The organism is Herbidospora mongoliensis (assembly GCF_001570545.1).
Taxonomy (GTDB): domain Bacteria; phylum Actinomycetota; class Actinomycetes; order Streptosporangiales; family Streptosporangiaceae; genus Herbidospora; species Herbidospora mongoliensis.
The window spans coordinates 499,662-522,571 of the sequence record NZ_BBXD01000009.1 but is presented as its reverse complement, the minus strand read 5'-3'; the positions used below and the strand labels follow the sequence as shown (position 1 = coordinate 522,571).

Genomic DNA, 22,910 nt, shown 5'->3' with positions numbered 1-22,910 from the left:
GATGAGACCGCTGGTCTCCGTGATCATCCCCAACTACAACTACGGCTACGTGCTCGGGCAGTGCCTGGAGTCGGTCAGGGCGCAGACGTATCCGAACGTGGAGATCGTCCTGGTGGACGACTGCAGCACCGACGACTCCGTGGCCGTCGCCCGATCGATGGGGGTGGAGCCGCTCAGCACGTCCAGGAACGGGGGAGTGTCGGTCGCCCGCAACCTCGGCGTCGAGCACGCCCGGGGCGAGGTGCTGTTCTTCCTCGACTCCGACGTGGCGCTGGCCCCGGACGCGGTCGCCGAGGCGGTCGCCCTGCTCGCCGCCGACCCCGAGGTGGGGGCGGTCTGCGGCAACTACGAGGCCGTCCCGCTGCACCGGGGCAACCTGATCCGCGAGTACCGCACCCTCTACCGGCACTACTGGTATCTGGTCGCAGAGGGCCCGATCACCGGGTTCCTGCCGGTCGCGATCATCGCCGTGCCCGCCGCCGTGTGGGCCGAGGTCGGGCCGTGGACCGCCGCGCTGACCCAGTCGGAGGGCGCGGACGTGGGCGAACGCCTCGCCGCCCGGTACAAGGTGATCCTCACCTCGGCCGTGCGCGGGCGGCACGACGACGACGCCACGTTGCGGATCGCGATGGGGAAGGTCTTCACCCGCACCCGGGTGCACGTGCCGTTCTTCCTGCAACGCCGCTACGCGGCCGGGGTGATCGGGTCGCCGGAGTCGGGCGCCAGCCTGGCCGCCGCACTGACCGCCGCCACCCTGCCGGTGCCGCTGCTCACCGGCCTGTCCTGGACGGCCGTGCTCCCTGTGCTGCTGTTCCTGTCGTTCCTCGGCGTCGACCGCCGGATGTACCGGTACGTGCTGGCCAGCCGGGGCGTCGCCTTCACCCTGGTCTTCGTCGCGCTGCACTTCGTGATCAACCTGACCATCGCTGCCGGCGCGGGCACCGGCATCCTCCAGTGGCTGACCTCCCGCTCCTTCCGCCGCCTGTACGACCGGGTGCCCGCGTGACCCGGCGGCGCGTCTTCACGGTGCTGCGGACGGCCGCGATCGTGCTCGTGCTCGCCTTCCTGGGTTACCAGCTCTGGCGGGTGAGGCACGGCGTCGGCGACAGCCTGCGTCAGGTCGGCTGGGGCAACGCGATCCTGGCGGGCGCCCTGGCGTCCATCGGCGGGATCCCCGGGTTCTTCGGCTGGCGTCTGCTGCTCGCGGGCCTGGGCACCCGGCTGACCCTGCCGGTCGCGGCCCGCGTCTTCTTCCTGGCCGGCATCACCCGCTATCTCCCCGGCGGTATCTGGCCCGCCGTCGCGCACGCCGCGATGGCGCGCCCGCTCGGCGAACCCGCCGCCAGGCTGGCCGGGGCGTTCGTGGCCACCCAGGGTCTCGGCGTGGTGGCCGGGCTGGCGGTCGGCCTGATCGCGCTGCCCTGGCTGGTGGCCGCCGACGCGATCTGGTGGGCGCTGCTGCCGCTCCTGGTCGCGGCGTTCCTCCCCGTGGTGGCGCCCCGATCGCTGGGACGGCTGCTCGGGGCGGCCCAGCGGATCCTGCGCCGGGGCGGGGACGGCCCTATCACGCTGCCGGGGCGGCGGACGCTGCTCGCCGTCACCGGATTGCTGACCACCGGCTGGCTGATCAGCGGGCTGCACGTCAGCGTGCTCGCCGTCGCGCTCGGCGCCTCGCCCGCCGGGGCGCTGTCGGTGGGGATCGGCGGGTTCGCGCTCTCCACCGTGGCCGGGATCTTCACGCTGGTGATGCCCTCCGGGCTCGGCCCGCGCGAGGTCGTGCTCGGGCTCACCCTCGCCACCCTGCTGACCGGGCCCGCCCTGATCACCCTGGTCGCGCTGAGCCGCGTCCTGATCACCGTCGTCGACGTCGTGTCGACCGCCGTCGTGCTCGCGGTACTGACCCGTATCGCCCCCCTCACGCAAGGAGTGGCCTCATGACGTCACAGCTTCGGCACCTGACCCGCCAGGTCCCCGCCGGACCGGTGTCCGGGGCGCTGATGCGCGCGCTCAGCGCCGTGCCGTTCGCCGATCGGCCGTTCGCGTGGCTGGAACGGCATCCGTCCGTGCACGGCGCGGTCCTGTCGGCGTTCGGGCTGCGCCGCCCCATCTTCATCGACCACCCGATCGACCCGGAGCCGCGCTTCGGCCACGGCAAACCGGCGCACCCGGAGATGACCGCCCTGGTGGAGCGGAACCGGTCCCGCTACGCCGACCGGCTCGGCCGTTTCGCGAAGCTCGCGGACAGCCTGGCCGAGATCCCCCTGCGCGACAGCCCGAAGGGCACCACGCCCTACTGGGACAACGGGTGGCTGCCGCCGCTGGACGCGCTCGGGCTCTACGGCCTGCTCGTCGAGAACAACCCCCGCCGGTACGTCGAGATCGGCTCCGGCAACTCCACCAAGTTCGCCCGGCGGGCCATCCGGGACCATGGCCTGCGCACCACCGTCACCTCGATCGACCCGGCGCCCCGCGCGCACGTCGACGCGCTCTGCGACGTCACCGTCCGCAGCCCGCTCGAACGCGCCGACCTGGGGATCTTCGCCGATCTGGAGCCCGGCGACATCGTGTTCCTGGACGGTTCGCACCGGGTCCTGATGGGCTCCGACGTCACCGTGTTCTTCTTCGAGGTGCTGCCGCTGCTGCCGCCCGGCGTCCTGGTGCACCTGCACGACATCATGCTGCCCTTCGACTACCCGCCGGAGTGGCGCTGGCGGCACTACTCCGAGCAGTACCTGCTGGCCGCCTTCCTGCTGGGCGATCCGGCCAGGTATGACATCGAGCTCCCCAGCGCGTTCATCCACGCCGACCCGGCGTTGCGGGATCCGCTGCGGCCTCTGTGGGAGCGGCTCTCCGTCACCGAGCACTACCTGCCCGCGTCGTTCTGGTTCCGGCCGGCATGATCCGGATCCTCCGGTGGGCGCTGGTCGGCGCGGCGGCGGTCTGGCTGACGGTCACCGTCGTCAACTGGCTGAGCGGGGACTTCTGGTGGTGGGGCGGCGGGGCGCCGCTGGTGGCCTTCTTCGCCGTCCCGCTGCTGGTGGTCGCGTCCGTGCCGATGCTGGCGCTGCGCCGCAGGGTGCCCGCGCGGCTCGACCGGGCGGCGGTCAGCCTGGCGGCGGCGGCGTTCGCGCTCATCGCGGCGCGGCGGGTGTTCAGCGGGCGGACCTGGCTGTGGGTCCTGCCTGACCTGGTGATCCCGCCCCTGCTGTTCCTGGTGACGCCGCTGGCCCTGCTGGCCGCCGTGCCGTTCGTCGCCAGGACACGGTGGTGGACGGCGGGGCTCGCCACGGCGGCCCTGGCGCTGGGCGCGACCCAGGCGGGCGTGCACCTCGGCGGGGGCGGCGGTCCGGCGCCGGCCGGCGCGGTGCGGGTCGTCTCCTGGGACACCTACTGCTGGAACACCGACGACGACGCCGCCCGTTTCTTCCGGTATCTCAAGGACCGGCGGGCCGACCTCTACCTCCTCCAGGAGCACTCGGGCTGCGGGCCGGGCGCGCCCACCCCCATCGACGACGCCGACCTGCTGCGGCGCGAGTTCCCCGGCCACGAGATCACCGCACTCGACGGGCTCCTCACCGTCTCCCGCTTCCCGGTGGTCGGCCAGAAACCGGTGGGCGCGGCCCACAACCCGTACGCGCCGAACTGGCGGCACGCGGCGCTGCGCACCGACCTCGACATCGGCGGGCGGACCGTCTCGGTCTACAACGTGCACCTGTTCGACATGCTCTACCTGAGCGCGAGCCCGCTGTCCCCGCGCTTCTACCAGGCGATCCAGACACTCGACGCCGCCCGGCAGGTCCAGATCGACGCGCTCGCCGACGACGTCGACGCCAACCCGAACCCGATCCTGGCCTCCGGCAACTTCAACGCGCTGCCCGGCATGGGCCACCTGCGCCGCCTGGACCACCTTGCGGCGGCCGAAGGTCCGCACTACCCGGCGACCCTGTCCTTCGCCGGGCTCCGCCTGTGGCGGATGGACTGGACCTTCACCTCGCCGGGCCTGACCGTGCACCGCTACGACCTGCGCTCACCGGACGGCCTGTCCACCCACCACCTGCAAGAACTGCTCATCTCGGAGGCTTGACCGCGATGCGACCCCCTTTGGTCACCGTCATCGTCCCGACCTACAACCACGCCCGGTTCCTGCCGCTGTGCCTGGCGGCGATCCAGGCCCAGACCCACACCCCGCTGGAGATCGTCGTCGTGGACGACTGCAGCACCGACGACTCGGCCGCCGTCGCGGCGTCGCTGGGCGTGGAGGTGATCAGCACCCCCGGCAACAGCGGCCCCGCCGTCGCCCGCAACCTGGGCGCGGCATGGGCGAGCGGTGAGATCCTGTTCTTCGTGGACTCCGACGTCGCCCTGGCCCCCGACGCGGTCGCCACCGGCGTCGCCCTGCTCGACGCCGACCCGTCGCTCGGCGCGGTCTGCGGCATCGAGGACCCCGACCCGCTGATCCGCTCCACCCGCACCGAGGACTACCGCGCCCACCAGCACCACTACTGGTCGGTCGCGTCCGAGGGGGAGGTGTCCTTCCTGTGGTCGGCGATGTTCGCCATCCGCGCCTCGGTGTTCCGCGAGACCGGCCCGTTCAACCCCGGCCTGCGCTACACCGAGGAGGTCGACTACGGTCAGCGGCTCAGCGAGCGTCACCGGGTGCGGATCACCCGCGCGATCCACGGCCGGATGGGACACGACCGCGAACTGCCGACGCTGCTGCGCAAGCTGTTCCAGCGCGGCCGCCTGCGCGTTCCCCTCTACGCGCGCAAACGCCGCTTCGCGCAGGGCTACGAGACCGCCTCCCGGGCCTGGGCGTCGCTGGCCGCGCTGCTGACGGTGCTCGCCCTCCCCGCGCCGTTCCTGCTGGGCCCGGTCGCGGCGGTGCTGCCCGCGCTGCTGCTGGCCGCGTGGGCGCTCGGCGACCTCGGCATGTTCCGGTTCGTGTTCGCCCGCAAGTGCCCGCTGTTCGGCGCGTACTTCGTCGCGGTGCACTTCGTGGTCAGCCTGGTCATCATCGCGGGCGTCGCGACCGGCGCGGCCCAGTGGCTGATCTCCCCGAGATTCCGCAGACTGTACGAATCGAGCACCCCCGAGCTGACCCGTTGACCCTCGCGGGCCGTCTGGTTCCGATCGCGGCGGCGGCCTGGCTGGGATTCGTGATCCTGCAGCGCCTGCTGTCGGGCCGCTTCTGGCTCTGGCTGATCCCCGACATGGTGCCGCCGGTGATCTACCTCGCCGCGCCGGTGCTGCTCGTCGTGGCCGGCCGGTTCCGCCGGACCACCACGATCCTGGCCGCCGGGTCGCTCCTTCTGGGAGCCGGTCACGGCGGCCTCAACGTGGGGGCCGCCGACCAGCCGCCTTCGGCCGGGGCGGTGCGGGTGTTCTCCTGGAACACCGAATACTGGCACCAGGACGACGACCCCGGCGCGTTCTACCGCTTCCTCAAAGATCAGCGCGCCGACGTCTACGTGCTGCAGGAGTACATGGGCTGGGTGGCCGGCCGGCCCGAGCCGGTCGACGACCTGCCCCGGCTGCGGCGCGAGTTCCCCGGCTACCACGTCGCCGCCGAGGGCGAACTCCTCACGCTGTCCCGATTCCCGATCACGGCCACCCGGCGGGTCGGCCCGGCGACCGCCCTGGGCCCCCGGCCGTCGTGGCAGGAGGCCTTCGACCTGGCCAAGATCCTCCGTACCGACCTGCTGATCGGCGCCTCGACCCTGTCGGTCTACAACGTCCACATCCCCGTGCAGGCGGTGCTGAACGTGAACCCCTTCGCCGGACTGCGCAGCCGCAGTTCACACCGGGACGCCCAGTTCCGCGGCCTGCACGCCGACCTCGACGCGAACCCCCACGCCGCCCTGGTCAGCGGCGACTTCAACAGCACCGGCGCGATGGGGGAGATGCGCCCCCTGTTCGACCGCATGGCCAGTGCGAACGCGGCCGACGACTCGCTCTATCCAACGTCCTGGTACGCCGGTGTGCTCCCGCTCTGGCAACTCGACTGGACGTTCACCGACGGGCTGGAGATCCACGCCTACGACCTGCGCGACCCTCGCGGGCAGTCCGACCACCGCGCCCAGTCGGCGGTGGTCAGCCTGGTCCAGGCGGATTAAAACGTGGCAACCTGCCCTCGGCAACGTTGACGGCCTTGCGGGGCTGTCTTACGCTCTCCGAAGATTGAAACGTTTTTATGACGAGGTGGTCGACGTGGTGAAGGCTGGGCTCCGAGCGCTGCGCATTGAGACGCCTTCTTGGGCCTTCGGCAACTCCGGCACCCGATTCAAGGTGTTCGCCCAGAAGGGGGTGCCCCGCGATCCTTACGAGAAGATCGCCGACGCCGCCCAGGTGCACCGGTTCACCGGCGCGGCCCCGACGGTCGCGCTGCACATCCCGTGGGACCGGGTGGACTCGTACGGAGACCTTTCGCACCACGCCCGTGAACACGGCGTCGCGATCGGGGCGATCAACAGCAACGTCTTCCAGGACGACGACTACATGCTCGGCAGCGTCACCAACCCCGACCCCGCGGTCCGCCGCAAGGCGCTCCGGCACCTGCTCGAGTGCGTCGACATCATGGACGCCACCGGCTCCGACGTGCTGAAACTCTGGTTCTCCGACGGCACCAACTACCCGGGCCAAGACGACATCCGCGACCGGCAGGACCGGCTGGCCGAGGCCCTCGACGCCGTCTACGCGCGGCTGGGGGAGGGGCAGCGGCTGGTGCTGGAGTACAAGCTGTTCGAGCCGGCCTTCTACGTCACCGACGTGCCCGACTGGGGCACCGCCTACGCCCACTGCCTGCGGCTCGGGCGCAAGGCCCAAGTGGTGGTCGACACCGGCCACCACGCGCCGGGCACGAACATCGAGTTCATCGTGGCGTTCCTGCTGCGCGAGGGGAAGCTCGGCGGGTTCGACTTCAACTCCCGCTTCTACGCCGACGACGACCTGATGGTCGGCGCGGCCGATCCGTTCCAGCTCTTCAGGATCATGTACGAGGTCATCAGGGCCGACGGCCTCGACCAGGACGTGGCCTTCATGCTCGACCAGTGTCACAACATCGAGCCGAAGATCCCCGGCCAGATCCGCTCGGTCATGAACGTCCAGGAGGCGACCGCGAAGGCGCTGCTCGTCGACCGCGAGGCCCTGGCCGCCGCGCAGCGCGCGGGTGACGTGCTGGGAGCGAACGGGGTGTTCATGGACGCGTACAACACCGATGTCCGCCCCCTCCTGGCCGGGTTCCGCGAGGAGTCGGGGCTGGCCCCGAACCCCATGGCCGCCTACGCGGCCTCCGGCTACGCCGAGCGGATCGTGGCCGAGCGCGTCGGCGGCCACCAGGCCGGGTGGGGCGCCTGAAATACGCGCCTTCCGCCTGGTAGAACGGGCCGGTGCACAGACAACCGCATGACATCATCACCGCCGTTCCCGTGTCGTTCGCCGACGACGGCGCGCTCGACCTCGCCGGGACCGCGGAGATCTTCCGGTACGTCGCGGACTCCGGGGTCCAGGGCGCGTTCGTCCTCGGCACGACGGGGGAGTTTCCCGCCCTCTCGATCCCCGAGCGGAACGCGGTCGCGGCGCTCGCGGTGGAGGTGCTGCGCGACCTGCGGGTGATCGTCCACGTGGGGGCCAGCAGCCGGTTCGAGGTCTCCCAGCTCATCGCCGGGGCCCGCGCCGCCGGCGCCCGCGAGATCGCCGTGCTCACGCCCTACTATCTGCCGGCCCCGCCCGAGGAGGTGTTCGCGTTCTTCCGTGAGGTCACCGCCGAGGCCGGCGGGCTGGACGTGTTCGTCTACCTCTTCGAGGCCCGCACCGGCGTGGCCGTCGACGAGGAACTGCTCGCGCGGCTCGCCGGGCTGCCCAACGTGGTGGGGCGAAGGTGAGCGGGGAGTCACCCGAGCGGCTGGCCGCGTTCCGCGCCCGGCTGCCGCCGGACGAGGCCGTGCTCAGGCGGCTGGCCCGCGCTCTGCCGCGCCACCACTGATCCGCTCGCCCCACTCCCGCAGCGCGGTGAGCACCGGTCCGAGCTCCCGCCCCCGGGCGGTGAGCACGTATTCGTCGCGCGGCGGGTGGTCGTGGTAGCGGCGGCGTTCGATCACGCCGCACTCCTCCAGCTTGCGCAGCCGCAGCGCCAGGGTCTCGCGGGGCGCGCCGGTGTTGATCTGGATGTCCTTGAAGCGGTGGACGCCGAACCCCAGCTCCCTCAGGACCAGCAGGCTCCACCGTTCGCCGACCACGTCGAGGGCGTCGGCGATGGGGCAGACGCGGGGAGCGCCGAGGTTGGTCGATTCGATTTTCTGACTCACTCTGCTATCGTAACTCGCATGAGTGGGTTCGAAAATCGAACCGACAAATGAAGGGAGTACAGCCATGTCCTCGATCCTGATCACCGGCACGTCCACGGGGATCGGCCGGGCCACCGCCGCCGAGCTCGTCCGGCGCGGCCACCGGGTCGTCGCCACCGCACGTGACCCGCGCACGCTCGACGGTCTCGGCGTCGACCAGCGGCTCCGGCTCGACGTCACCGATCAGTCCAGCGTCGACGCGGCGGTCAAGGAGGCCGGGGAGATCGACGTCCTGATCTCCAATGCCGGCGGGATCTTCTACGCGCCGGTCGAGGCCAGCCCGGCCGACGAGATCGAGCGCCTCTATCGGTTGAACACCGTCGGGGCCGTCCGCGTCACCCAGGCCGTGCTCCCGCAGATGCGCGAGCGGGGCAAGGGCCGGCTGCTGTACGTCTCCAGCGTCGCCGGGCGGACCGTGCGGCCCGGGAGCGCCGCCTACAACGCCTCGAAGTGGGCGCTGGAGGCCTTCGCCGAGACCCTCGCGATCGAGGTGGCCGGTTTCGGCATCGACGTGAGCCTCGCGCAGCCGGGGCCGGTCAGTTCCGGGGCTCTGGACGACGTCCTCACCTATGGATCGCCCGTTTACGGCCCGCCGGAGGCCCTTCCGGAGAGCGCGTTCATCACCTCGGAAGAGGTTGCCCGCGCCCTCGCTGACCTGGTGGAACGGTCCGAGATCCCGCTGCGGGTGCCGGTCGGGGCGGCGGCCGAGCACGTCCTGGCGGCCCGGGACGCGGCGCCTTATGACCGGCCGTTCGTGCGCTAAGTGCCATGTCACACATCAGGAACGAGGTGGTGTCAAAGGCGTAACCGGATCTTGTCTGTTATGGGAGTTTTCATAGAGATTTGGGATAATTCCCGAGTCTCTGGAGGCTCTTAGTGCCACCGATGCGAGCAGCTCTCGTCGCCGTGGGCCTGGTGGTGGCGTTCGCCGCCCCGGTTCAGGCGAGTGCCGCCCCCGCCATTTCCGTCGAGAACGGGCGCACCCAGCCCGTTTTCTCGTACGCCGACGCGATCCGCGAGTCCGTTCTCGTCGAGTCGACCGTCGACAGTGACTCCGACGGAATCCTCGACCGCGTGCGGGTCGACATCATCCGTCCCAAGGAGTCGGGCGCCAACCTCAAGGTCGCGTCGATCATCGACGAGAGCCCGTACTACGACAACTCCGGCCGCGGCAACGAGGCCGAGCGCAAGGTCTACGCCGCGGACGGGACCCTCGCCAAGTTCCCGCTCTGGTACGACAACTACTTCGTGCCGCGCGGCTACGCCTTCCTCGCCGTCGACATGATCGGCACCACCAAGTCGACCGGCTGCCCCGACGTCGGCGGCAAGGCCGACATCCTGGGCGGCAAGGCCGTCATCGACTGGCTGAACGGCCGCGCCACCGCCACCAAGCTCGACGGCGTCACCCCGGCGTTCGCCGACTGGAGCACCGGCAAGGCCGGCATGATCGGCAAGTCGTACGACGGCACGCTGGCCAACGGCGTCGCGGCGACCGGTGTCGAGGGTCTGGAGACCATCGTCCCGATCTCGGCGATCAGCTCCTGGTACAAGTACCAGCGCCAGAACGGCGTGATCTACAACTTCAACTACCAGTCGTACCTCGGCAACGCCGTCGACACGGACCCGGACGCGAAGTGCGCCGCGGTGCGCGCGTACGCCGACGCGAACGACGGCGACGACACGGGCAACTACAACGCCTACTGGGCCGAGCGCGACTACAACGCCGGCACCCTCGGCGACGTCTCCAAGGTCAAGGCCTCGGTCTTCGTCGTGCACACCGTCAACGACCTGAACGTCAAGCCGGACAACTTCTCCGTCTGGTGGGACGGCCTGGCCAAGAACGGCGTGCCGCGCAAGATCTGGGTCGGCCAGACCCAGCACGTCGACCCGTTCGACTTCGAGGGCCAGCGTGACCGCTGGGTCGACACCCTGCACGCCTGGTTCGACTACTGGCTGGTCGGCGTGAAGAACGACGTCATGAAGCAGCCGCGCGCCGACGTGCAGACCGGCCGCACCGACTGGATCCAGCTGCGCGACTGGCCCGAGCCCGCCGCCCAGCCGCACCTGTTCCGCCCGGCCGCCGACGGCACCCTCGGTCTCGTCCAGGCCCAGAACGGGGAGACCGCGACCTTCACCGACGTCCGTCAGTCGGAGAACGCGATGGTCGCCAACATCACCACCCCGGCCGCCGGTCGCGTCGCCTTCACCACCAGCGAGCTGTCCAAGGACATCCGGCTGTCCGGCACCCCCGAGGTCAGCCTCCAGGTGAAGCTCGACAAGCCGGCCTCCAACCTGACCGCGCTGCTCGTGGACTTCGGCTCCGCCGAGCGGATCGCCTGGCGCAGCAACCAGGGCATCCGCAACCTGACCACGCAGAGCTGCTACGGCGAGTCCACCGCGGCCGACGACGGCTGCTACTTCGACGTCGAGACCAACATGGCCACCGCGGCCGTCGAGGTCGTCGCCCGCGGTTGGATCGACACCAGCAACCGCAACTCGATCAGCACGACCGACCCGCTCGCCGTGGGTTCGTACGGCGAGGTCAAGTGGCTGACCCTGCCGCAGGACTACACCTTCAAGGCCGGGCACCGCATCGGCCTGGTCATCGCCGGCACCGACTCGACCTACAGCGGCGAGCCGGCCACCGGTACCAAGGTGACCGTCGACCTGCAGCGCAGCCGGGTCCGCATCCCGCTCGTCCTGGCCCCCGGTGAGACCATCACCGAGGCCGACGTCCGCGCCCGCCGCGCCGCTCCTTGGGTCGCCCCCGACGAGCCCGCGTGGCCCGAGGCGGACAACCGTTTCTGGTAAACACCTGAGACACCACCCATGAACTGGCCCGGCGGGAAACATCCCGCCGGGCCTGCCATGTCTCAGGTCACGGGGATCTGCCCGCTCACCCCCCAGCTCGGGAGCTGGACCTGCTGGCCGGTGGAGGAGTAGGTCGCGTACCAGACACCGGTCGAGGGCCTCCAGACGACGCGGTCGGCCTGACCGTCGCCGTTGTAGTCGCCGGGCACGGGGACGTCGCCCGCCTGGCCCCAGGGCGCGGTCTCGTGCTGGGTCCCGGTGGCGCTGAACTCCACGAACCACTTCCCGTTGGACGGATCCCACAACGTCCGGTCGGACCTGCCGTCACCGTCGAAATCCCCTGGGACCGGGACGTGACCGCTCACTCCCCAGCTCGGGAGCTGCGCCTGCTGCCCGCTGCCGCTGTAGGTGATGTACCAGACCCCGGTGGAGGGCCTCCAGAGCGCGCGGTCGGCCTGGCCGTCGCCGTTGTAGTCGCCGGGCACGGGGATGTCGCCCGTCTGGCCCCAGGGTGCGGTCTCGTGCTGGGTCCCGGTGTTGCTGAACTCCACGAACCACTTCCCGTTGGACTGATCCCACAGCGCCCGATCAGCTCTGCCGTCACCGTCGTAGTCGCCCGGGACCGGGACGTGACCGCTCACGCCCCAGCTGGGCAGCTGGACCTGCTGCCCGGTGGTGGAATAGGTGACATACCAGACCCCGGTCGAGGGCCTCCAGAGCGCGCGGTCGGCCTGGCCGTCGCCGTTGTAGTCGCCCGGCACGGGGACGTCGCCCGCCTGGCCCCACGGGGCGGTCTCGTGGTGGACGCCGGTGGCGCTGAACTCGACGAACCACTTGCCGGTGGACGGATCCCACAGCGCCCGATCGGACCTGCCGTCGCCGTCGAAGTCACCCGGCCGGGCGCGCGGCGTGGCCGGCGGCGGGTCGTCGACGATGTTCTTGTAGCGGATCGGGCGGTAGTCCTGCAGGCTCGACCACGACTCGTCGCCGCGCCGCCCGTGGGAGTTGACGGCCGGGCCCTTGGCCCAGTCCATCTCCCAGCCGTTCCCGTCGGGGTCGCCGGTCCCGTTCAGGGAGTAGGTCCAGGCACCCTGACTGTGGTCGCCGGCGTTCTTCCAGCGGGCGAACAGCTCCATGTGCCCGTTCTTGAGGATCGCGTCGCCCGGCTTCAGGTCGTGCAGGCTCGCCAGGAAGATCTTGCCCGACCAGCTCTCGAAGTTGTCGGTGCTGTGGCCGCCCTTGCCGGAGTTCGCGGTGATGTGCCAGGCCATGGAGACCAGGCCGGAGCAGTCGGGGCCGTATTCGTTGTCGCCCTCCACATCGGTGTAGAGCGTGCTCGGTGCACGGGACTGGTTGTACTTGACGCCCCGGTCGACCCAGTTCTGGGCCCGGGAGAGCACTTCCGAGCGGGTGATCTGGCCTCCCGGAGAGGAGTCGGCCAGGGCCGGGGTGCCGGTCACCACCATGGCGACGATCACCAGACCGGCGGAGACGAGGCGGGGGATTCTCAACATCAGGTCCTTTCGGTGCGTGGCGTGCGTGGTGCACCGAGAGGGTGGGGCCGGGCGCTGGAATTTCGCTGGAACTTCGCGGGAACCCGGAAAGGAGGGACTCGTTGTTCGCCCTGGATTTCCCTTGCCGTCGCCGGGGTGCAGCAGGATCTTGGAACGATACTGGCTGGTGGGTCCGCTGCGGCGGCCCGTGAAGTAGGGCTTAAATTGCGCATGAATTGGCGTCGTACCGTCGCGTTGGTCATCCCACTCCTGGTCGGTGTCCCCCTTCTCGTGACACAGGCCTGGGCGGCGGACCCGGTTCCCTCGATCAAGGTGAACGAGGTCGAGTCCAACGGCGGCACCCCCGGTGACTGGGCCGAGCTGACCAACACGGGCACCACCCCCGTCGACGTCTCCGGCTGGATCGTCAAGGACAACGACGACACCCACGTCTTCACGATCGCCGCGGGCACCACGGTCGCCCCGGGCGCGTTCCTGCCGGTCGACGTCGAGACGTCCTACGGCCTCGGCGGCGCAGACTCGGTCCGGGTCTTCCTGGCCGACGGCACCACCCTGGTCGACACCTACACCTGGGCCGCCCACGCGCCGATCACCTGGGGCCGCTGCCCCGACGGCACCGGTGAGTTCGCCGCCACCGTCGCGTCCACCAAGGGCGCCGCGAACGACTGCGGCACCCCCTCGGCGTTCGTGAAGATCAACGAGATCGAGTCCAACGGCGGCACCCCGGGTGACTGGGTCGAGCTCGTCAACGTCGGCCCGATCCCGGTGAACATCGGCGGCTGGATCGTCAAGGACAACGACGACACCCACGTCTTCACCGTCCCGGCCGGCACCACGATCGCGCCGGGCGCCTTCCTGGCGCTCGACACCGAGGTGGCGTACGGCCTCGGCGGCGCCGACTCGGTCCGCGTCTTCCTGGCCGACGGCGTCACCCTCGTCGACTCCCACACCTGGGCCACCCACGCGGCCGTCACCTACGGCCGCTGCCCGAACGGCACCGGCGCGTTCGCCGACACCGCCGCCTCGACCAAGGGCGCGGCGAACGACTGCGGCACCCCCGCGTCCACGGTGAAGCTCAACGAGATCGAGTCGAACGGCGGCACCCCTGGTGACTGGGTCGAACTGACCAACACCGGCGCGACCCCGGTCGACGTGTCGGGCTGGATCGTCAAGGACAACGACGACACCCACATCCACACGATCCCGGCGGGCACCACGATCGCCGCCGGCGGGTTCCTGCCCGTCGACGTCGAGACCTCCTACGGCCTGGGCGGCGCCGACTCGGCCCGCCTCTACTCGGCCGACGGCCTGACCCTCCTCGACTCCCACACCTGGGCCGCGCACGCCGCGATCACCTGGGGCCGCTGCCCCGACGGCACCGGCGAGTTCAAGGAGAACACCGCCGCCACCAAGGGCGCCGCGAACGCGTGCGGCGGCTCCGGCCCGAGCGCCACCCCGTGGCCCGGCGGCGCCGGCGTCGCGACGGCCGACGGCGCGAACGTGCTCGGCGGCAACATGAGCGGTCTGTACAACGCGGAGTCCGGCGCGCTGTGGGCGGTCAAGAACGGCCCCGGCACCCTCTACCGCCTGGAGTACGACGGCACCAAGTGGGCGCCCGTCACCACTCACCCCCTGAAGTTCCCGACCGGCCTCGGCGACCCCGACGCCGAGGGCGTCACGATGACCCCGGCCGGCGTCGCGGGCGGTGTGTTCGTCTCGACCGAGCGCGACAACGGCAACAGCGGCGTCAGCCGCCCCGCCATCCTCCGCTTCGACCCGACCGGCGTGAACACCACGCTCAACGCCACCAAGGAGTGGGTCCTCACCGCCGACCTGCCCGTCGTCGGCGCGAACCTGGGCCTCGAGGCCATCACCTGGGTTCCGGACTCCTACCTCACCTCGAAGGGCTTCGTCGACGAGAAGACCGGCGCCGCCTACAAGCCCGCCGACTACCCCAACCACGGCGAGGGCCTCTTCTTCGTCGGCGTCGAGGGCAACGGCAGCGTGTACGCCTACGCCCTCGACCAGAACGGCACGAACTTCACCAAGGTCGCCACGATCGTCAGCGGCTTCCCCGGCGTCATGGAGCTCACCTACGACCCGGAGATCAAGAAGCTCTGGGTGGCCTGTGACGACACCTGCCAGGGCCGCGTCGCCACCTTCGACGTGAACGCCTCGGGCGCGTTCGCCTCGACCGAGCTCTACGAGCGTCCGGCCGGCCTGCCGAACCTCAACAACGAGGGCTTCGCCGTCGCCCCGCAGAACGAGTGCGTCGCCGGCCGGAAGCCCGCCTTCTGGACCGACGACAGCAACACCGGCGGCCACGCCCTGCGCATCGGCACGGTGAACTGCACCGTCGTCGACCAGGACGCCGACGACGACGGCATCGGCGACAACGTCGACGTCAAGCCTTCGGACGCGACCAACGAGACCTTCTCCGACAAGCCCAAGGGCACCACGTCGGGCAAGATCCAGGCTCGCGGCGGCCGTACCGTGACCGTCTCCGAGACCGCGAACCCGGCAGGCGTCCTGGTCGCCGTCGGCGAGGGCACCCTGCCGGCGAAGACCCAGTTCGACGGCGTCTTCGGCTCGATCGAGTACGGCACCGGCTCCTACCGGATCACCGGTGACGGCAAGACCTCCACGGTCGCCGCCCTCAGCGGCCAGGCCGTGCTGAAGGTGACCGTGAACGGCACCCCCGTCACGCTGACCGTCGGCGCGGGCGGCTCGGTCACCCTGACCGAGGTCCCCGGCAACGGCACCGTCGCCGGGGTCATCGGCATCGAGCACACCGGTGACGTCACCCTCAAGGCGAACGGCGTCGGGACCTGCGGCGACATCGTGGTCCGCAACGTCATCGTGGCCACCGCGGGCGCGGCGTCGGTGTCGGGCACCAGCGCCGACGACCTGATCATCGGCCGCTCGGCCGCCGACGTCATCGCCGGCAACGGCGGCGACGACTGCGTCTACGGCCAGGGTGGCGACGACACCGTCACCACCGCCGACGGGGCCGACCACATCGACGCGGGCAACGGCGTCAACGTGGTCACCTCGGGCGGCGGCGACGACTGGATCCAGGGCGGCAACGACGCCGACACGTTCGACTGCGGCTCGGGTACCGACGTGACGCGCCCGCTCCGCGGTGCGAACGTCAACGTCGAGGGTCGCTGCGAGACCTTCTGACCGATCATCTGATTCACCGAGAAGCCCGTGACCTGCCGGCAGGTCACGGGCTTTCTCGTTGTCCACCGGTCGCGTGTCACAAGTGGGTTCCCGGCGGTGCTCTATCAATGTGAACGTCGTACAGGAGAGCGTGCTGGTCGGGAGGGGCGTCGCAGTGGGGTCCGATCCGCCGGTCCGGGCCGACTTGGAGCAGGTGTTCCGGGCCGCCTATCCGCGCGTCGTCGCGGTCGCGGCCCGTGTGCTCGGGTCGCGGGACGAGGCGGAGGACGTCGCCCAGGAGGTCTTCCTCGCGTTCGGCCGCACCGAGGTCCCCGCCGGTGAGGCGATCGGCTGGCTGTCGGTGGCCGCCGCGCACACCGCGCTGAACCATCTGCGTTCGGGCCGCAGGAGAGCCGTCCGGGAGGAGCACGCGAAAGGCGAGACCGTCGCCCCCGACATCGCCGACGCCGTGGTCACCGGGGACGAACGCCGCCGCGTCCGCGCCGCGCTGGCCAGGTTGCCGCGCCGCCAGGCGGTCGCGCTGGTCCTGCGGCACAGCGGCCTCAGCTACGCCGAGGTCGCCGCCGCCCTCGATCTTTCTCCCGGCAGCGTCGGCACGATCGTGCGACGGGCCGAGTCCGCTCTGCGCAAGGAGTTGAACCGTCATGCGTCATCCGACTGACGGCACGCTGCGCCGGCTCCTCGACGAGCCGGACGGGGTCCCCGACGCCGACCGCGACCACATCGCCCACTGCCCCACCTGCCAGGAAGGGCTCGACATGGCCCGGGACGACGCCGCTTTCGCCGCCACCGCGCTGGAGACCGAGTTCCCCGTGGACGTCGACACGGCCTGGACCCGCTTCTCCACCGCGGCGCCCCGGCCCCGGATCCGCGTGGTGAGCCGCTGGCGGTCCCGCCTGCGCAGCCCGGTCGTGGCCATCGCCGGAGCGGCCGTCCTGCTGACGGGCGCCGGGGCGGCGGCCGCCGCCGACTGGCTCCAGATCTTCCAGGCCGAGCGGATCGCCCCCGTCACCGCGCCGCAGGCCGAACTGGCCAAGCTCCCGGAACTCGAGGAGTTCGGCGATCTCCGGATCACCGACGTCATTTCGGTACGTCCCATCGAAACCGCCGAGCTCAGGCTTCCCCGGGAGCTGCCGCGCGGCGTGGCGGGAGACCCCAAGTACTTCGTCATCGACAAGGCGGGCGGCACGTTCACCTTCTCCGCCGCCAAGACCGCCCAGACCGCTCAGAAGGCGGGGGCGACCGCCCCGCCCGCGCCGCCGGGACTCGAAGGAAGTCAGTTCAAGCTGTCGGCCGGGCCGGGGTTCGCCGCCGTCTGGGCCTCGGAACAGGAGATCCCCGCCCTGGTCGTGGCCCAGGTGAAGGCGCCCACCGTCTTCTCCTCTGGGGTCCCGTTCGCGACCGTCCGCGACTACCTCACGTCGCTGACCTTCATCCCGGACGACGTCGCGGCCCAGTTGCGCGCCTTCTCCGGCGGCGGCACCCTCCCGCTGTTCTCCGCGATCGAGGAGAAGCAGACCACCGTCACCGACGTCGGCGGGCACCCCGCCACCCTCGCCACCACGGGCGGGATGAACAGTGTCGTCTGGGTCGAGGACGGCGTGGTCAACGCCGTCGGCGGCTCGCTGACCGCCGATGAGGTCCTCACCGTCGCCCGGGAGCTGCGATGAACGCCGTCTGGGCCTCCGGCCTGCGCAAACGCTACAAGAAGCGGGTCGCCGTCGACGACGTCTCCTTCTCCGTCACCCGGGGCGAGGTGCTGGGCCTGCTCGGCCCGAACGGCGCGGGGAAGACCACGGTCATCAAGATGATGCTCGGCCTGGTCCGCCCGGACGCCGGTGAGGTGATGCTCCTGGGCCGCCCGGTCACCGACCCGAAGGCCCGTGCCAAGGTCGGCTACCTGCCGGAACTCTTCCGCTACCAGCCCTGGCTCACCGCGAGAGAGGTCGTCGACCTGCACGTCAGGCTCGCGTCGGCCGACGTACCGGAGAAGGACCGCCGTGAGGCCCTCGGCCTGGTCGGGCTCGGCGAGCGGACCGGTGACCGCGTCGGCGGCTTCTCCAAGGGCATGCAGCAGCGCCTCGGCCTGGCCGTCGCGCTGGTCGCGCGCCCGGAGTTCGTGGTGCTCGACGAGCCGACCAGCGCGCTCGACCCGGTCGGCAGGGCCGACGTCCGCGACATCGTGCTCTCGCTGAAGGAGCGCGGCGTGGCGGTCCTGCTCAACTCCCACCTGATCGGCGAGGTCGAGCGGGTCTGCGACCGCGTGGTCATCCTCGACCGGGGGCGCGTCGCCGCGTCGGGCACCCTGGAAGAGCTGCTCGGGAGCTCGGAGGTGCGGCTCCGGCTGGAGAAGGTCACTCCGGAGGCGGAGGCACGCCTCGCCCAGGCCGGTCCGGTGAGTCACGACGGCGACGTGGTCGTCGTCGCCCTGACCGAACCGGGCGGGGACCTGGTCCCCGATCTGGTCGCCGACCTGGTCGGGCTCGGGGTGCGGGTCCATTCGGTCGAACCCGGCCGCATCAGCCTGGAAGACCGGCTGCTCGACATCCTGGGGAGTGTGCGATGAACGTACTGACCTTCGCGGCCCTCACGCTCCGGGAGGCGTCCCGGCGCAAGGTGCTGCGGGCGCTGGCCGGGCTGACGGTCGTGCTGCTCGGCCTGTCGGCGTGGGGGTTCCACACCCTGGTGACCAAGGAGTTCGACGGCGCCCTGCTGACCAGCGGCGAACTGCGGCTGATCGCCTCGCAGCTCCTCAACCTGGTCATGTTCGGCCTGAGCCTGATCGCCGCCCTCGGCACCGCGTTCCTGGCCGGGCCCACCCTCGCGGGCGAGATCGAGTCGGGCACCGCTCTGGCGATCATGGCCCGCCCGATCCGGCGCTCGACGGTCCTGGTCGGCAAGTGGCTCGGCCTGATCGCCTTCGGCGGCGGCTTCGTGGCCATGGCCGGGCTCGCCCAGTTCGTGATCGTGTACGCCACCACGGGCTACTGGCCGCCCAGCCCGGTGACCGGCCTGGCGCTGCTGGCCTTCCAGACGGCCGTCCTGCTGACGCTCGGCCTGCTGTTCTCCACGCTGATCTCCCCGATGGCGTCGGGCGTGGTCGCCGTCGGCCTGTTCGGCGCGACGTGGATCGCCGGTGTGGTCGGGGGAGTGGGCCGGGGCCTCGGCAACGACAGCGTGGCCGCCGTCGGGACCGTCTCCCAGGTGATCCTGCCGACCGACGGGCTCTGGCGCGGCGCGATGTACGCCTTCCAGGACTCCACCGCGCTGCTCCAGTTCGGCGGGGCCGCCGTCCGGGGCGGCTTCCCGTTCCTGAGCGACGCGCCGCCGACGTCCACCTATCTGGCCTGGACGGTCGTGTGGACCCTGCTGGTGCTGGGGCTGGCGGGGCTGGTGTTTCGGCGCCGCGACCTGTAGAGCGGCGCGGTTCGGCCCGGACCGCAGGTCACGGGGACTTTTTGCGGAGGTGAACGAAGGATTTCACCTCGCCGAAACCTAAGGCCGGTCCGGCGCCGGATATTGTCTCTGCATTCTCGACAACGTTGATCCCTTCATCGGCACCGCGGCCACCGACCTGCCCTCCGCGGGCGGTCTGGCCGCCACGTGGTGGTGGCCGAAACCGCAGGTGGGCAACACCCACCCCGGGGCCACCTCACCCCTCGGCATGGTCTCGGCCTGTGCCTACTCCGGTGCCTATCCGACCGGTTACGGTCGTTACGCCAAGAACACCGAAGGCGTGCCCGAGACGATGTTCGACCGCCTCCAGGCCAGCGGGTTCACCCACTTCCAGCAGTCGGGCACCGGCGCGATCCGGAAGTACTACAACTACGTGCGGGTCACCCCGATGGTGCAGCCCCTCGACGACCTCGGTCAGTCGTGGCCGCTGTCCGACGAGGAGGCCTCGCCCGGCTACTACGCCGCCACCCTCGACACCGGCATCCGCTGCGAGGTCACGGTCGGCCAGAAGACGGCCGTGCACCGCTACACCTTCCCGCAGCACAGCAGCGCCCGCGTGGTCGTCGACCTGTCGTGCGGCGGTCTGGCCATCGAGCTCGGCCGCACCGTGCCGCTGCGCGCGCAGGTGGAGAACATCGGCCACGGCCGGGTGCAGGGCACCGTCGTCATGGAGGGCGTGCCGCTCTCGGTGTACGTCGACGTCGAGGCCCCCGGCTGGCGCCAGATGCTCTGGTACGACCGGCGGCTGATCGACGGCGGCACCCGCCTCGACTTCGACAGCATCCGGCACACCACGCTGCGCCCCTTCGGCATGCTCTACATGGGCCCCACCACGGCCGGGCAGACGATCGAGGTCCGCATGGGCTTCTCGCTGCGCGGCTGCGACCAGGCCAGGGAGAACCTGGAGCAGGAGTGCGGCCTCGGCCAGTCGGCGTTCGACATCGTGAAGCTGCGCACCCGCGCCCGGTGGGGCGATCACCTCGACCGGGTCAAGGTCGAGGGCGGCACGACGGCCCGCCAGACGGTCTACTCGACCGCGCTCTACCACTCGCTGATCAAGCCGTGCATCGTCGACGACGAGAGCCCCTTCTGGCCGACCGAGGGCCCCTACGCCTTCGACATCTGCACGATGTGGGACATCTACAAGACCCAGCTCCCGCTGCTGATGGCCATCGCGCCCGACCGGGCCGTGGGCCTGCTCGAATCGCTGATCCGGGTCTGTGAGGAAGAGGGCAACTTCCCGATCGGCTACCGCATGGCCCGCGGCGCCGACCGGTTCTTCCGCCAGGGCAGCGCGCTGGCCCACACCGCGCTGGCCGACGCCCACGCGCTGGGCCTGCCCGACCTCGACTGGAGCTGGGCGCTCGTCCACATGGCCGACGACCTGCGGCGCATGTACGGCGAGGACTTCTTCGAGCACGGCGTCGTCCACCCGATCACGCACACCCTCGACCTGGCCTACGGTCACCACCTGACCGCCCAGCTGGCCCGCGCGCTCAACGACACCAAGCTGGCCGACGAGCTGGCCCGTCGCGCCAACGGCTGGGTCAACGCCTTCGACCCCGGCACCGGGCTGCTCCGCGACTCCGAGTTCTACGAGGGCGGCAAGTGGAACTACTCGTTCCGGCTGCTCCACGACATGGCCGCGCGCATCGCGCTGGCCGGGGGAGACGCGGCGTTCATCGGCAAGCTCGACCAGTTCTTCGGCTACGGCGCCGCCCCGGTGAAGCAGGCCGGTCAGCGCCCGCAGGCCGCCGAGATGGCGGCCGGCTACGCCCTCAACCGGTTCGAGGGCCTCAACAACGAGCCAGACATGGAGGCCCCATGGGCTTATCACTACGCGGGGCGTCCTGACCGTACCGCTGAAATCATCAATTCCGCCCTCACGTGGCAGTTCGGCACGGGCTCCGGCGGTCTGCCGGGAAACGACGACTCCGGCGGCCTGAGCTCCTGGTATGTCTGGGCGTCGCTCGGGCTGTTCCCCGTCGCGGGGCAGAACCTGTTCCTGATCAACACGCCCGCGTTCGAACGGTCGGTCCTGAGGGTAAGAGAAGGCGAGTTCGTCATCGAGGCCAGCGGCCTCAGCGAGGCGCCGATCAGTTCCGACGGCGCCGACCGTGAGCCCCCGGCCCAATATGTTCAGTCGGCCACCCTCGACGGCCGCCCCTTGCACGCTGCACACCTGACCGCTGCCACCGTTCACCGGGGTGGCAGACTGCACCTGCGACTCGGCCCCGAGCCATCGGGATGGGGACGGGGTGTCCGCCCGCCGTCTCTGTCCGATCCCCCCGCGACATCGGAGGAGTATCGATGACCCACCCCCGTCGCCGCCTTGTGATCGTGGTCAGGGCCGACCCGGTCATCTGCGGCCACTCCGGCGAGGCCCGCAACCTCGCCGAGGTGGCGCTGACCCGAGGTTACGATGACGTCAGGCTTCTGACCTGGCCCATTTCGGCTCTCCAGGCGGCAGGTCTGCCGCTCAAGCCCCTCGACCGGCTGCTGCCCTACAGTCCCGGCATCACCGTCGAACGCCCCGAACCGGTCGGCGACTACCGGGTGCCCGACGGCCGCCATCTGGCCGGCCTCACCGGGCGCCTGGTCGAACTGCTGGCCGAGCCGGTGCCGACGACCGTCCTGTCGATGTACACCGTGCCCCACGCCAACGTCGTGCTCGACGCCGTCAACGCGGCCAAGGCGGCGGGCTTCAACCCCGACGTCCGCACCATCGCCAAGGCCGTCGGCTCCGACGTCACCAACGTCATCCGCAACTGCCTGCGCGACAACCGGTTCGGCGCCGCGACCGCGCTGTTCACCACGTTCCTGTCCAACGACGAGGTCGTGGCGGTCTCCGACTACACCCGCGACGAGATCATCGAGTCGGCCGAGCTGGTCGACGCCCAGGTCGGCACCTCGTTCGCCGAGCAGTGCCGCCGCCGGGTGACGGTCAGCTACCCGCCGATCGACTCCTCGGCGTTCCTCGATCCCGACCTCGGGGTGGTCGACGCCGCCCTCGCGCGCCGGGGCCTGGAACGGGACGGCTACCTGCTGTTCCTGTCCCGGGTCACGCCCGCGAAGGGCATCCTCGACCTGCTGGCCGCCTTCCGGCAGGCCCGCAGCAGGGAGAAGGTGAAACTGGTGGTCACCGGCACCGGCACCGCGCTGGCGCAGGTGCAGGCGATCGCCGCCGCCGACGAACACGTCGTCGTTCTCACCGACGTCGACGACAACGAGAAGCCCCTGCTGATGCGAGGCAGCGTGGCCTACGTGCTGCCGACCAAGCCCGAGCCCGACTTCGTCGAGACGTTCGGCATCGCCCTGGCCGAGAAGATGCTGGCCGGCGGCGGACCGATCATCACCACCGACACCGGCGGCACGCTGGAGGCGGTCGGCGACACGGCGATCATCGTCGAACAGGGCGATGTGGCCGGGATCGCGGCCGCCATCGACCGGGTGGTGCTCGACATGAACGGCACCGAACGCCGGGACCTGGAAGTGCGGGCCCGCGAGTGGGCGATGCAGTTCGACCGCGAGGCCGTCTTCGACGACCTGTTCCCCGACACGGCGCTGCGCGCGAGCGCCTGACGCGTTTTTCACCGAGAGTCCG

19 protein-coding genes are annotated in these 22,910 nt (G+C 70.8%); 17 read left to right on the top strand and 2 right to left on the bottom strand.

Annotation, left to right across the window (positions count from 1 at the left end):
* Position 1 precedes the first annotated feature (1 nt).
* From AW272_RS06675 to AW272_RS06640, 8 genes are all read left to right on the top strand, one after another.
* Positions 2-1,006, top strand: coding sequence for a glycosyltransferase family 2 protein (locus AW272_RS06675; protein ID WP_066361852.1), 1,005 nt, complete (start codon positions 2-4; stop codon positions 1,004-1,006).
* Entirely contained in the window at positions 1,003-1,938 is a 936-nt protein-coding gene (locus tag AW272_RS06670; protein WP_066361849.1) for a lysylphosphatidylglycerol synthase domain-containing protein, read from the top strand. The genes AW272_RS06675 and AW272_RS06670 overlap by 4 nt, the downstream gene beginning before the upstream one ends.
* Complete coding sequence (locus tag AW272_RS06665) at positions 1,935-2,900, top strand: class I SAM-dependent methyltransferase (RefSeq protein ID WP_218010808.1); 966 nt, start codon at positions 1,935-1,937, stop codon at positions 2,898-2,900. The genes AW272_RS06670 and AW272_RS06665 overlap by 4 nt, the downstream gene beginning before the upstream one ends.
* Complete coding sequence (locus tag AW272_RS06660) at positions 2,897-4,084, top strand: endonuclease/exonuclease/phosphatase family protein (protein WP_083958073.1); 1,188 nt, start codon at positions 2,897-2,899, stop codon at positions 4,082-4,084. The genes AW272_RS06665 and AW272_RS06660 overlap by 4 nt, the downstream gene beginning before the upstream one ends.
* A 5-nt stretch (positions 4,085-4,089) precedes the next feature.
* Positions 4,090-5,106, top strand: coding sequence for a glycosyltransferase family 2 protein (locus tag AW272_RS06655; RefSeq protein WP_066361847.1), 1,017 nt, complete (start codon positions 4,090-4,092; stop codon positions 5,104-5,106).
* Positions 5,103-6,113, top strand: a complete 1,011-nt coding sequence (locus tag AW272_RS06650; RefSeq protein ID WP_066361845.1) for an endonuclease/exonuclease/phosphatase family protein — start codon at positions 5,103-5,105, stop codon at positions 6,111-6,113. The genes AW272_RS06655 and AW272_RS06650 overlap by 4 nt, the downstream gene beginning before the upstream one ends.
* 64 nt (positions 6,114-6,177) lie before the next feature.
* A complete protein-coding gene (gene rhaI / locus AW272_RS06645; protein ID WP_245657216.1) occupies positions 6,178-7,353 on the top strand; it encodes an L-rhamnose isomerase in 1,176 nt (391 codons plus the stop codon).
* A gap of 32 nt (positions 7,354-7,385) precedes the next feature.
* The gene (locus tag AW272_RS06640) at positions 7,386-7,880 is read left to right on the top strand and encodes a dihydrodipicolinate synthase family protein (RefSeq protein ID WP_066361841.1); all 495 of its coding nucleotides are present in this window, start codon (positions 7,386-7,388) and stop codon (positions 7,878-7,880) included.
* 63 nt (positions 7,881-7,943) lie between these two features.
* On the opposite strand, the gene AW272_RS06635 is transcribed toward AW272_RS06640, so the two are convergent.
* Positions 7,944-8,303: a winged helix-turn-helix transcriptional regulator gene (locus AW272_RS06635; RefSeq protein ID WP_245657215.1), complete on the bottom strand. Its 360-nt coding sequence runs from the start codon at positions 8,301-8,303 to the stop codon at positions 7,944-7,946.
* A gap of 64 nt (positions 8,304-8,367) precedes the next feature.
* On the opposite strand from AW272_RS06635, the gene AW272_RS06630 reads away from it, so the two are divergent.
* Both AW272_RS06630 and AW272_RS06625 read left to right on the top strand, forming a co-directional pair.
* Positions 8,368-9,105: an SDR family oxidoreductase gene (locus AW272_RS06630; RefSeq protein ID WP_066361839.1), complete on the top strand. Its 738-nt coding sequence runs from the start codon at positions 8,368-8,370 to the stop codon at positions 9,103-9,105.
* Between the two features lie 122 nt (positions 9,106-9,227).
* The gene (locus AW272_RS06625) at positions 9,228-11,153 is read left to right on the top strand and encodes a CocE/NonD family hydrolase (RefSeq protein ID WP_083958071.1); all 1,926 of its coding nucleotides are present in this window, start codon (positions 9,228-9,230) and stop codon (positions 11,151-11,153) included.
* A gap of 62 nt (positions 11,154-11,215) precedes the next feature.
* On the opposite strand, the gene AW272_RS06620 is transcribed toward AW272_RS06625, so the two are convergent.
* Entirely contained in the window at positions 11,216-12,667 is a 1,452-nt protein-coding gene (locus tag AW272_RS06620; RefSeq protein WP_066361838.1) for an FG-GAP repeat domain-containing protein, read from the bottom strand.
* A 210-nt stretch (positions 12,668-12,877) separates the two neighbouring features.
* Between AW272_RS06620 and AW272_RS44000 the strand changes: the two genes are divergently transcribed.
* The 7 genes from AW272_RS44000 (at position 12,878) to AW272_RS06585 (ending at position 22,888) form a co-directional block, all read left to right on the top strand.
* Positions 12,878-15,850, top strand: coding sequence for a lamin tail domain-containing protein (locus tag AW272_RS44000; protein WP_083958070.1), 2,973 nt, complete (start codon positions 12,878-12,880; stop codon positions 15,848-15,850).
* A gap of 109 nt (positions 15,851-15,959) precedes the next feature.
* Positions 15,960-16,511 carry a sigma-70 family RNA polymerase sigma factor gene (locus AW272_RS06610; RefSeq protein WP_066361836.1) on the top strand — a complete coding sequence of 184 codons (552 nt, stop codon included), beginning with the start codon at positions 15,960-15,962 and terminating at the stop codon, positions 16,509-16,511.
* Complete coding sequence (locus AW272_RS06605) at positions 16,495-17,520, top strand: hypothetical protein (protein ID WP_066361834.1); 1,026 nt, start codon at positions 16,495-16,497, stop codon at positions 17,518-17,520. Before AW272_RS06610 ends, AW272_RS06605 begins: the two co-directional genes overlap by 17 nt.
* Positions 17,517-18,416: an ABC transporter ATP-binding protein gene (locus AW272_RS06600; protein WP_066361832.1), complete on the top strand. Its 900-nt coding sequence runs from the start codon at positions 17,517-17,519 to the stop codon at positions 18,414-18,416. The genes AW272_RS06605 and AW272_RS06600 overlap by 4 nt, the downstream gene beginning before the upstream one ends.
* Positions 18,413-19,267 (top strand): ABC transporter permease, encoded by an 855-nt coding sequence (locus AW272_RS06595; RefSeq protein ID WP_066361831.1) that lies wholly within the window; start codon positions 18,413-18,415, stop codon positions 19,265-19,267. Before AW272_RS06600 ends, AW272_RS06595 begins: the two co-directional genes overlap by 4 nt.
* Positions 19,268-19,379: 112 nt before the next feature.
* Positions 19,380-21,620, top strand: a complete 2,241-nt coding sequence (locus tag AW272_RS06590) for a glycoside hydrolase domain-containing protein (RefSeq protein ID WP_066361828.1) — start codon at positions 19,380-19,382, stop codon at positions 21,618-21,620.
* Positions 21,617-22,888: a glycosyltransferase gene (locus AW272_RS06585; protein WP_066361827.1), complete on the top strand. Its 1,272-nt coding sequence runs from the start codon at positions 21,617-21,619 to the stop codon at positions 22,886-22,888. The genes AW272_RS06590 and AW272_RS06585 overlap by 4 nt, the downstream gene beginning before the upstream one ends.
* Positions 22,889-22,910: the final 22 nt, after the last annotated feature.

Excerpts from the sequence above, each read along its gene's own strand:
- AW272_RS06675 (WP_066361852.1), top strand. The coding sequence starts at position 2 with ATGAGACCGCTGGTCTCCGTGATCATCCCCAACTACAACTACGGCTAC.
- AW272_RS06665 (WP_218010808.1), top strand. The coding sequence starts at position 1,935 with ATGACGTCACAGCTTCGGCACCTGACCCGCCAGGTCCCCGCCGGACCG.
- AW272_RS06630 (WP_066361839.1), top strand. The coding sequence starts at position 8,368 with ATGTCCTCGATCCTGATCACCGGCACGTCCACGGGGATCGGCCGGGCC.
- AW272_RS06595 (WP_066361831.1), top strand. The coding sequence starts at position 18,413 with ATGAACGTACTGACCTTCGCGGCCCTCACGCTCCGGGAGGCGTCCCGG.
- AW272_RS44000 (WP_083958070.1), top strand. The coding sequence starts at position 12,878 with ATGAATTGGCGTCGTACCGTCGCGTTGGTCATCCCACTCCTGGTCGGT.
- AW272_RS06660 (WP_083958073.1), top strand. The coding sequence starts at position 2,897 with ATGATCCGGATCCTCCGGTGGGCGCTGGTCGGCGCGGCGGCGGTCTGG.
- AW272_RS06605 (WP_066361834.1), top strand. The coding sequence starts at position 16,495 with ATGCGTCATCCGACTGACGGCACGCTGCGCCGGCTCCTCGACGAGCCG.
- AW272_RS06600 (WP_066361832.1), top strand. The coding sequence starts at position 17,517 with ATGAACGCCGTCTGGGCCTCCGGCCTGCGCAAACGCTACAAGAAGCGG.
- AW272_RS06620 (WP_066361838.1), bottom strand. The coding sequence starts at position 12,667 with ATGTTGAGAATCCCCCGCCTCGTCTCCGCCGGTCTGGTGATCGTCGCC.
- AW272_RS06585 (WP_066361827.1), top strand. The coding sequence starts at position 21,617 with ATGACCCACCCCCGTCGCCGCCTTGTGATCGTGGTCAGGGCCGACCCG.
- AW272_RS06655 (WP_066361847.1), top strand. The coding sequence starts at position 4,090 with ATGCGACCCCCTTTGGTCACCGTCATCGTCCCGACCTACAACCACGCC.
- AW272_RS06625 (WP_083958071.1), top strand. The coding sequence starts at position 9,228 with ATGCGAGCAGCTCTCGTCGCCGTGGGCCTGGTGGTGGCGTTCGCCGCC.